The sequence below is a fragment of the Campylobacter showae CC57C genome, from assembly GCF_000344295.2.
Classification (GTDB): domain Bacteria; phylum Campylobacterota; class Campylobacteria; order Campylobacterales; family Campylobacteraceae; genus Campylobacter_A; species Campylobacter_A showae_B.
The window spans coordinates 1-9,452 of record NZ_AOTD01000230.1 but is presented as its reverse complement, the minus strand read 5'-3'; the positions used below and the strand labels follow the sequence as shown (position 1 = coordinate 9,452).

Below are 9,452 nucleotides of genomic sequence, written 5' to 3'. Positions count from 1 at the left end.
GAGTAAAAATTTAAGCCCAAACATCGCCGTTATCAAGCTCTCCGCCCTGGGCGACATCGTCCACGCGGTAGTTATTTTGCAGTTTATCGAAAAACACTTGCCCGAAGCGAAAATAACGTGGTTTGCCGACGCTAAATTTAGCGAGATTTTGTTCCTTTGTCCGCAAATTTCGCACGTCGTATCGCTACCGCTAAAAAACGGCGAATACAAAAAAAGCTTGGAGCTGATCGCGTCTGCTAAGCAAGAGGGCAAATTTGACTACGTCATCGACCTGCAAGGACTTCTCAAATCCGCCGCGGTTGCGAAGCTTCTTGGAAAAAACAGTTACGGATTTGATAAATTTAGCGTGAAAGAGCCGCTAGCGGCGATGTTTTACGGGCATAAATTTAGCTGCGACTACTCCAAAAACATCATCTTGCGAAATTTGGGCCTTACGGCTTTTGCTTTGGGGTTTAGTTTTAGCGAGGATGAGATTTTAGCCAAGCAACCTTGTTTTAGTGCTTCTCAAAGTAAATTTGAAAGCTCAAAAAAGAAAATTTTGATCGCACCTTTTGCTAGCGAGCCGAGTAAAATTTATGATAAATTTAGCGATGTTATCGCTCTGCTTGACGAGCCGAAAAATGAAATTTTCGTCTGCTTTAACGGTGAAAAAGAGGGAAAAGAGGCTCTAAATTTGATCCAAAACTCAAACGCAAAACCGCTAAATCTAAGCCTAAAAGAGCTCGTGAGCTTCATTTCAAGCTGCGATCTAGTTATCGGAAACGATAGCGGCGTGACGCATATAGCTTGGGCGCAAAATCGCCCCTCTATCACGATTTTTGGCAACAGACCTGCCGAGCGAAACGCCTACGCGACGCCCGTAAATTTAACGCTTGACGCAGGCAAAAAAATAGACGCAAAAAAGATAGATAAAAGCGACTTTTGCGTGCGAGATATCGCTCCGCAGACTATCGCAAACGCGGCAAAAAGGCTACTTGATGCGTGATTTATTTTACCTTTGGCTTTATAGATTTTTTAAATTTATCTTTACCGTTACGCCCGCGTTTTTGCTGGATCCTTTTTTAAATTTCATCGCGTTTTTGTTTTATAAATTTGACGCCAAGCACACCAAAATCATCAGAGCAAATCTAAATTTCGCCTACGCTGAGGAGCTCACGGCCCCGCAAAAAGAGCGTATCATCAAAGACACGTACCGAAACTTCGCCAAATTTGCGGTAAATTTTATAAAAAATCAAAACGCGAGCAAGGAAAAAATCCTAGAAAAAGTCGAATTTAAAAACGAGCAAATCTTTCAAAGTGCGCTCGCCTCGGGCCGCCCGATCATCGTGCAAACGGCGCACTACGGGCAGTGGGAGCTATTTTCGCTAGCGATGGCGGCGAAATTTGGCGGCGTTAGCATCGTCGGACGCGCGCTTGATAGCGCAGTCATGCAGCGCATTTTGGCGGCAAATCGCACCCGCTTTGATATTGAGCTCATCGATAAAATGGGCGGCGCCAAGCAAATCCTAAAAGCGGTTAAGGCGCGCCGACTAGTCGGCATCCTAGTCGATCAAAACACCGCCAAAGATGAGGGCGTAGAGGTTAAATTTTTTGGACGAAAGGTCCTACATACGCCCGCAGTTAGCATTTTCGCGCAAAAAACGGACGCCCTCATCGTCCCCGCCTTTATCCGCGAAAAAGGGGCAAAACTCAGCGAAATTTGCTTTTTCCCGCCGATTGATATTAGGGATTTTGACAAAGACGAAGCCGTACTAAAGGCCACGCAAGCGCAATCAGACGCCACAGAGGCCGCCGTACGCGAGAAGCCCAGCGAGTATTTTTGGTTTCACAAGCGATTTAAGCATTTTAACGAGGAAATTTATAAATGCTAAGCGTCGTTATCCTCACGCTTAACAGCGAAAAATACCTCGCCGAGGTGCTAAAAAGCTGCGAATTTGCAGATGAAGTCGTAGTCGTAGATAGCGGCTCGCAGGACGCTACGGAGCAAATTTGCGCAGGGTTTAAAAACGTCAAATTTCATAAGCAAAAATGGCTGGGATTTAGCGCGCAAAAGCAGCTGGGCGTGGATCTAGCGCGCAATCGCTGGGTTTTCGTGCTAGATAGCGACGAGGTGATTTTAGAGCCGCTGAGGGAGGAAATTTTGCAGGTTTTACAGCGACCCGAGTTTTGCGCGTACGAGGTAGCCCGCGCAAATATCTTTTTCGGCAAAGAAGTGCGCACGATGGGGCTTTATCCCGACTGCACGGTTAGGCTTTTTGACAAGACGCGGGCGGAATTTGACGGGCGCGAGATACACGAAAAGGTCGTTTTAAAAAGCGCGGCAAAAACGGGCGAACAAATCTCGGCAAACACCACAAACGGCACAAATTTAACCGCCGCCAAAAATGAAATCGGCAGGCTAAAAAACCACTTCAAACACTACGCATACGACAGCATCGAGCAGTTTATCGCCAAGCAAAATCGCTATTCGAGCCTGGGCGCAAAGGGCGCAAAATCAAGCAAATTTAAGGCCGTTTTAAACCCCGCATGGACGTTTTTTAAGCTATTTTTCCTAAAAGGCGGCTGGCGCGAGGGCTGGCGCGGCTACGTGATAGCAAGGCTCTACGCGCAATATACATTTTGGAAGTACGTAAAATGAAAGATAAAAAAATCAAAATCCTAGTTATGAAATTTAGAAACATCGGCGACGTGTTACTCACGACTCCGCTCATCGAAAACCTGCGCCGCATCTACCCTGAAGCGCAGATAGATTTCGCACTAAACAAGGGCACCGAGGCGATGATCGAGGGCAACCCGAACATCCAAAACATCCACATCTACGACCGCGCAAATATAAAAGAGGTCGGCTTTTTTAAACGCCTTTGGCGCGAGTTAAAGTTTATCCGCGCGATCAAAAAGCAAAAATACGACATCGCCGTGCAGACTACCACGGGCGACCGCGGCATCATCGTCGCCAAATACGCCAAGATAAAAACCATCGTGGGCTTTGAGGGCAAAAACAAGACCGTAAATAAAATAATAACGCACAAAGCCCCAAAAATAGGAGGCCTGCGCCACACCGTGGATAGAAATCTAGACGCCTTGGCCGCGCTCGGGCTTGAGCCTAGCGGCAAAAGAGTTAGCGTGTACTTTGATCCAGATTGTATCAGCCATCTAAATTTGCCGCCTAAATTTATCCACGTGCACCTAACTAGCCGCTGGATGTTTAAGTGCGCGGACGACGAAACCATGGCTGCGATAATCGACTTTTGCGAAGGTCTTTGCGTGCGAATAGTGCTAACGGCCGACAATAACGACGCCGAGCTAAAAAAGCTAGACGCCGTGCTGGCACTGTGCTCCTCTAGCCCCGTAAATCTAGGCGGCAAACTCACCCTAAAGCAAACCGCCGCGCTATCCAAGCGCTCCGTAATGTTTATCGGCGTAGATACGGCGATCATGCACTTAGCTGCAGCCAACGACGTGCCCGTGATCGCGCTGTTTGGGCCTAGCGGGGCGTTTGAGTGGGGGCCGTGGGATAACGATCTAAACGAAAACGGCTACACGCAGCGCAACGGCAACCAAACCATGGGCAAGCACGCGGTATTTCAAAAGGACTGGGACTTCGTGCCGTGCGACAAAGAGGGGATGATAAAGCACGGCGTGGAGCGAACGCTGATGAGATTTGAGGGAGAGGAGCTGGAGGCGATAAAAAGCAAAATCAGGGAAAATTTGAGCCAAAACTAAGCGCACTTTGTAAAATTCGGCCGTTTTAGCTAAATTTTACGAGCAAATCTGAGCCGTAAGCGGTAAATTTGGCTGCTTTGGTTAAATTTGACGATAAAATTTATCGGCCGGACTTGTCATAAAGTCAAATTTGTTTTAAACACTTGCCGTTAAATTTAACCTTCTTGATTTTATAAATTTGGGCGTTTAAACTTTGACGCCTAGGCCTTCTTTTCATTAAACATATACGAGATCACAAAAATGAGCAAACAAACGGGCACGAACGCAAACGCTATGCTTCCAGCCGGTGGCACGCTCGCCCCAAAAATATCCCTCCGCCAAGCACGCCAAAAACCCACCCTAAAAAGCGCCGAGCGATAAATTTTCTACCGCAAAAAGCAGCAAACTGAGATTTGGATTTTTTACAAACAGCTTGCTTGGCTTAAAGTTTTTATACCTTTTGCACAAATACAAAAACAGCGCGCAAGCCAAATCGCAAATATTGCCGCAAAAACGGCAATCCTTAGCGCGCCCTCAAAAGGCAAAACCGCCAAAATCAAAGACGCCGCCCACCAATCAAGCAAGAAAACCACCCGCTAAGCGAGCAAATATCTCGCCGCTCTGTGAAATTTATACCTTTGCTCCGCGTTTACTATCCTGCGCACTACTTGACCTTTATCGGGGCATATCTGCCAATTCTTTTATCATGCTCTCAACACTTTTGTCTATATCAGTTTTCGTAGTGCCGCAGTTGTCAAATTCTAAATAGCTAATATTTTGTTTAAGATCTGCTTTATGGTTCTCATACCAACTTAATTCTTTATCTATTTGTTCCATAAATTTTTCGTTATCAAAAAGATAGATGTAGGTAAAAGCCAATTTATTTCTATTTAGAATTATGCCATCTCCATTATATAGATAATACTCATGCTCGCCTACCAATTGAATTATCGGAGTAGTAAATCCTGCACTATTTTTATCTAAATTTACGCTTATAGACTCCTGCGTCAAAACAATAGGCTTTAAATTGAGTAATTCAAAATAGCTATATCTTGATTTATTATAAGAGACATTTCTATCTCGGTTTATTTCCAATACTTTATCATACGTTATTTTATTGCCATACCCATAAGCAGCGTAATAATTCAGCATTTTATTATAGATATCTCTGCATTTATCGATATTCTTGGATTTTTTACAATCATTGCTCCTTACAGTATAAAGAATTATTTTACCTTTTCCTAGAAAATCCAAAATAGCTCTTTTATACAGCTCCTCCTTTGGTAAAATTCTATCCTCTTTTAGACAGTATCCTTGCTTGTATTTGTTGTAGTTGGAAAGGGAAACTATCGCAAAGCCTCGCGAAGTGGAAAAATCGGGGATTATTCGAATAAATGCGGCGCCCAGTATCGCCGTTAGAAGCAGCGCTACGGCTATGATTTTAAATTTAAGTTTGCGAAATTTCATAACGATCCTTTAGACGCCACAGCGAGCAGAAACCTCGCCGCGCGAATTTACATCTATTATTTACCGCTTTTCAAATTTGAGTCAAAATTGAGCTAGACTCGCAAAAACGACGCCTGAATTTATCTTAAATTTAGAGCAAATTTTACTTCTTTATCTTTGAGTATATCCCGCCCAAAATGTCGTTTTGATAGATAAAAAGCGTTCGCTTTAGCCATGCGGCGTCCTTTTTAGCAGCGATGCGCTTGATAGCGGACAAATCGCCGTCTGGTCTATTTATACCTCGCTGCGTCGTGAAAAACGCCTCGTAGCCCGCCCGTCTAGCTAGACGCATCAAATTTTCGTCGTATTTACCGCGCGGCCAGCATAAAATTTTATCTTCAAAGCCCAAATTTGCTCGCATAAACTCGCGGCACCGAGCGAAATTTTCCTCAGGCGAGAGCGCGCCGAAATACTCGTCAAAATGCGTATGCGTATGCGAGTGAAAGTCAAAAACATCCCGCATCGCCGCTATCTCGTCAAGGTTCAAAAACACGTCCTGCGGGCGCTGGGAGGCTGCTTTTTTGTATTCTTGGTGCGTTAGCTCTACAAACTCGCCCTGCCGCATGCTCGCGCGCTCTATCCACTGCGTCACTAAAAATATCGTCGCCCGTAGCCCAAACTCGCGCAAGATCGGATAGGCGTAGACGTAGTTGTCCTTCCAACCGTCGTCAAAGGTGATGAGGACGCTTTTTTTAGGCACGGCCAGCTCGCCTTTTTTGTACAGGGTATACTCCGCCGCGCTCAGAGTTTTATAGCCCGCCTCAGCTAAAAACCGCATCTGCGAGGCAAAATCCTCAACGCCAGAGGCGATAAATCCGCCCTTTTTTAAAACGTGATGGTACATCAAAACGCTAACGCTCATTTTTTGCATCAACCTTGGATTTAAATAAAATGAGAAATCCTATTAAATAAAAAAGGTATAAAATTCTTAAATTATATGTCTCAAATAGTCCTCTTATACCAAAATATGCTATAGCCGAAATAAGGACTCCGGCAAATAATAAATTTTGCGTGCACTTAAACGAAATTAAACTTTCTTTTAATAGATAGAAAAATGATAAAAATAAAAATGAAACTCCGATAACTCCATAATAATATATATTGCCTATAAAAAAAGGCTCATCATTAAACCAATGTCTTTTTCCGTCCCTTATGGACATCATAAAAATTTCAATACCCTTTTCATCCGACTTATCTGCTAAAAATTTATCGTATAAATGCTCACCGTGCCCAAGTCCCCACATCCATCTATTGGTTTCAAAAAGCAACGGCAGCCTTTCTTTTAATATTAAATCCCTGCCTGCGCTATTTGCTCCTTGTGAGAATTTATATTTTGCGATAGAAGAACCAGAAAATAATACTCCTATACATAAAAAACAAAGCACTCCAACGGTAAATAACTTTTTAAAATTTTTCTTTAAAAAATCTCTATGTTTACTAAAAACCAAGAATATAAACAACAAAGCAAAAGCAACAAATACGCTAAGCCAGCTACCCCTAGCTCCACCTAATATATCCATAGCAATAGCAATACAACAAAAAATAATCATAAAAACTTTTACTGCATTGCTTTTAAAAAGTATTACACCCAACAAAGCAAACACCATAAATCTGTCTACAAACAACGAATAACCTCTATTTGCTATTCTCCCGGCCTCAGGGTCTGTGCTTGAAATTTTGTCTAAATTTTCAAAAATAGGCAACGCATAGTAAGCGGTAATAAAAATAAATGCCGCCAATATGGCATAAAAAATAATATTTTGTTGTCTTTCTTTGCCATTTGAACAAACAAGCACTACAAATAAAAATGCAATTCCTCTTCCAAATTCGCTAAAAGCTTTTTTTGCAGAACCAAAAGAATCGTCATATGGAAAACAAGATATCAAAAGCGCATAAGCAACAAATAAAGCTAAAAATATTAGGCTTATTTTAGCATGACTAAAATTTGATTTAATTCTTTGAAATATTTCATCTTTACGCAAAAATAACATTGTAAAAGCTAGCAAAACAGCAGTATAGAGCGATATGTTTTTAACAGCGGTAAAGCTTACGTGATGCTCGCAAACTATAAACAGAAAGAGAAGATATATTATTAAATTTTGACAAAAATCAAACGCCTTCTGCTTGATCATACACTCTCCATTTTATTAAGTGCGTGATTATAACAATATTTAATTAAAAATCGTGTAAAATAGCCTATTTTATTAAATCAAAGGATTTATTTTTGATATATTTTTTATTTTATCTAATGCTTTGGCCGTGCCTTAAAATAACAAGCTATTTTAAAAAGGCATCCAATAAAATTTTACTCATACAAACCGCTAAAATCGGCGACTACGCAAACTCAACTGTGATCTTTGAAAAGCTGGGCAAATTTGATGTACTCATCGACGAGATAAACCTAGCCTTCGCAAAACACGACCGGCGAATGGAAAAGATATTTACGATAAACGGCGTAAAACGTAAAAAAGCCTCAAAACTAGGGCTCGCGCTTGAGCTTTTTTCGCGCGGCTACGAGAGCGTCTACGTACTGATGCCAAACAGTCTAAATCTCTTTTTGGCGCGCTGCACTCTAGCTAAAAACATCGTCGCCGTGCATCACTACGCAGCATCTAGTGACTTTGCCCTGCTCGCGCTCGGCATGAAAAAAGTACCGCACACTCTGCAAGATCTCACGCTGCTAACCTACCTAAAAACGGTCGGCATTAGCGAGCTAAAATATGAAAAATGCTTGCAAAAACCGCTATTTATCCCGCAAGAAAATCTAATAAAAAGCGGTAAATTTAAGATCGGCGTGAGCCTAAGCGCGGGTAATAAAATGAAAACGCCGCCAAAACATACTTGGGAAAAAATATTTGAAATTTTCGCTAAATTTGACTGCGAGGTTTACATTTTCGGCGTCGGCGAGGAGGCGGCGCTGCTAAAAAACCTGCTCGCTGAAAATGTGAATGAAAAACGGGCGGAAAATTTGAGCCGACGACAAATTTTCGCGGATTTAGCCGGCAATGGCGCGAGCGAAATTTGCGGCGATCTTAAAAATGCAAACGAAGAGCAACCAAAAGCTCAAATTTGCAGCGAAAGCAGTACTGGCGGTGAGTCAAATTTTAGCTCGCAAATTTGCGATACCTACGTGAAAAAATTTGGCGAAAACGAGCTAAAAATCATCTCTTTGATAGATAAAATCAAGCTTGAGGAGTTGCCGTTTTACCTCTCGCAGATGCAGCTTTACGCAAGCTCCGATACCGGCAACTACTACGTCGCAGATAGCATGCACACACCCACGATCTGCCTTATGGGGCCTTGTTTTGCCAGCGAGCAAAGGGGCGTCGCCGACTCGCTCGTGATAAACTCGCATTTGCCGCCCGTTAGCTCCGTGTTTAAAACCGTGCGGGATATCGACGCGAGCGCGTTTTTCGAGCTTAGCGAGCAAAACCTCGCAGACATCGAGGCCTTCGTCAAAGTTCGCTATATATCCTATCTATCCCGCGAAGATAATTTTCTATGCTAAATGCCTTTATAACGGCATCGTCGGGGCTTTTTGAGGCGGGTTTTCGCAAGCTCTCAAAGCAGGCTAAAAGCGCATCCGAGCTTCTTTGAACTATAAAAAAATCTTGCTTTTTCGAGGAGATTTCATAAATCTCCCTTATGACGGCGATATCAGAGTACACCACGCCAAGCCCGCAGCCAAGCGCCTCGATGACGACCCTAGGCAACCCTTCGTCGCTGGAAAATCCAAGCACGTAGTCGCGCGCTGCATAAATCTCGTCCATCTTGGAAACAAAGCCTAGATACTCGGCTTTGTCAGATTTTATCAGCGCGTCAAATTTGGCTTTCGCGCCCGCTTTTAGCTCGCCCGCGCCCGCGAAATAAACCTTTATATCGCTTCTTTTTAGCCCAGCAAGCGCGTCGAAAACTAGCTCGTGACCTTTAAGCGTCAAAAAATTTGCGGGCATTACGATATTTATCTTTTTGGCGTCAAATTTGGCTTTTAGAGCGGCGCTTTTATCGTCGCCGCTATCTTTTAAATTTGTCTGCAAATGGCTCAAATTTTCGCCCGCTTCAGACTTTTCCTGCTTCAAAATAGGCGCCTCCACGGGATTATAAACCACGTTTTTAGGCATATTTATCTGAGCGGCGTAAAATTCGTAAGTCGCGTTTGAAACGCAAACGGGCGTAAATTTTAGCCGCTTTAAAATTTCAAGCTTAAAGGGCTCGACGGCCGAATTTTTACGCAGATGTTGGAC

Annotated in this window: 9 protein-coding genes; 5 read left to right on the top strand and 4 right to left on the bottom strand. The window is 43.2% G+C overall.

Annotated elements, in window-relative coordinates; all coding sequences use genetic code 11:
• From waaC to rfaQ, 4 genes are all read left to right on the top strand, one after another.
• A partial coding sequence (gene waaC / locus H740_RS09140) for a lipopolysaccharide heptosyltransferase I (RefSeq protein ID WP_002953435.1) occupies positions 1 to 985 on the top strand: 985 nt, incomplete at its 5' end.
• Complete coding sequence (locus H740_RS09135) at positions 978 to 1,871, top strand: lipid A biosynthesis lauroyl acyltransferase (protein ID WP_002953431.1); 894 nt, start codon at positions 978 to 980, stop codon at positions 1,869 to 1,871. The genes waaC and H740_RS09135, both read left to right, overlap by 8 nt.
• On the top strand, positions 1,865 to 2,638 hold the full coding sequence (locus H740_RS09130) for a glycosyltransferase family 2 protein (protein ID WP_002953430.1): 774 nt from the start codon (positions 1,865 to 1,867) through the stop codon (positions 2,636 to 2,638). Before H740_RS09135 ends, H740_RS09130 begins: the two co-directional genes overlap by 7 nt.
• Positions 2,635 to 3,723, top strand: a complete 1,089-nt coding sequence (rfaQ, locus tag H740_RS09125) for a putative lipopolysaccharide heptosyltransferase III (RefSeq protein WP_002953429.1) — start codon at positions 2,635 to 2,637, stop codon at positions 3,721 to 3,723. The genes H740_RS09130 and rfaQ overlap by 4 nt, the downstream gene beginning before the upstream one ends.
• Before the next feature lie 654 nt (positions 3,724 to 4,377).
• Here rfaQ and H740_RS12260 read toward each other — a convergent pair.
• The 3 genes from H740_RS12260 to H740_RS09105 form a co-directional block, all read right to left on the bottom strand.
• A complete protein-coding gene (locus H740_RS12260) occupies positions 4,378 to 5,169 on the bottom strand; it encodes a hypothetical protein (protein WP_002953428.1) in 792 nt (263 codons plus the stop codon).
• Between the two features lie 142 nt (positions 5,170 to 5,311).
• Positions 5,312 to 6,070 carry a polysaccharide deacetylase family protein gene (locus H740_RS09110; RefSeq protein ID WP_034957859.1) on the bottom strand — a complete coding sequence of 253 codons (759 nt, stop codon included), beginning with the start codon at positions 6,068 to 6,070 and terminating at the stop codon, positions 5,312 to 5,314.
• Positions 6,060 to 7,340: an O-antigen ligase family protein gene (locus tag H740_RS09105; protein WP_002953426.1), complete on the bottom strand. Its 1,281-nt coding sequence runs from the start codon at positions 7,338 to 7,340 to the stop codon at positions 6,060 to 6,062. Before H740_RS09105 ends, H740_RS09110 begins: the two co-directional genes overlap by 11 nt.
• A 92-nt stretch (positions 7,341 to 7,432) precedes the next feature.
• Here H740_RS09105 and H740_RS09100 point away from each other — a divergent pair, with 92 nt between their 5' ends.
• On the top strand, positions 7,433 to 8,716 hold the full coding sequence (locus H740_RS09100) for a glycosyltransferase family 9 protein (RefSeq protein WP_002953425.1): 1,284 nt from the start codon (positions 7,433 to 7,435) through the stop codon (positions 8,714 to 8,716).
• On the opposite strand, the gene H740_RS09095 is transcribed toward H740_RS09100, so the two are convergent.
• Positions 8,664 to 9,452: glycosyltransferase (locus tag H740_RS09095; RefSeq protein ID WP_002953424.1), on the bottom strand; the 789-nt coding region annotated here is incomplete at its 5' end. The genes H740_RS09100 and H740_RS09095 overlap by 53 nt on opposite strands.

Bases quoted from the DNA above. Each gene is read 5' to 3' on its own strand.
- H740_RS09105 (WP_002953426.1), bottom strand. From the start codon at position 7,340: ATGATCAAGCAGAAGGCGTTTGATTTTTGTCAAAATTTAATAATATAT.
- H740_RS09130 (WP_002953430.1), top strand. From the start codon at position 1,865: ATGCTAAGCGTCGTTATCCTCACGCTTAACAGCGAAAAATACCTCGCC.
- H740_RS09135 (WP_002953431.1), top strand. From the start codon at position 978: ATGCGTGATTTATTTTACCTTTGGCTTTATAGATTTTTTAAATTTATC.
- rfaQ (WP_002953429.1), top strand. From the start codon at position 2,635: ATGAAAGATAAAAAAATCAAAATCCTAGTTATGAAATTTAGAAACATC.
- H740_RS09110 (WP_034957859.1), bottom strand. From the start codon at position 6,070: ATGAGCGTTAGCGTTTTGATGTACCATCACGTTTTAAAAAAGGGCGGA.
- H740_RS12260 (WP_002953428.1), bottom strand. From the start codon at position 5,169: ATGAAATTTCGCAAACTTAAATTTAAAATCATAGCCGTAGCGCTGCTT.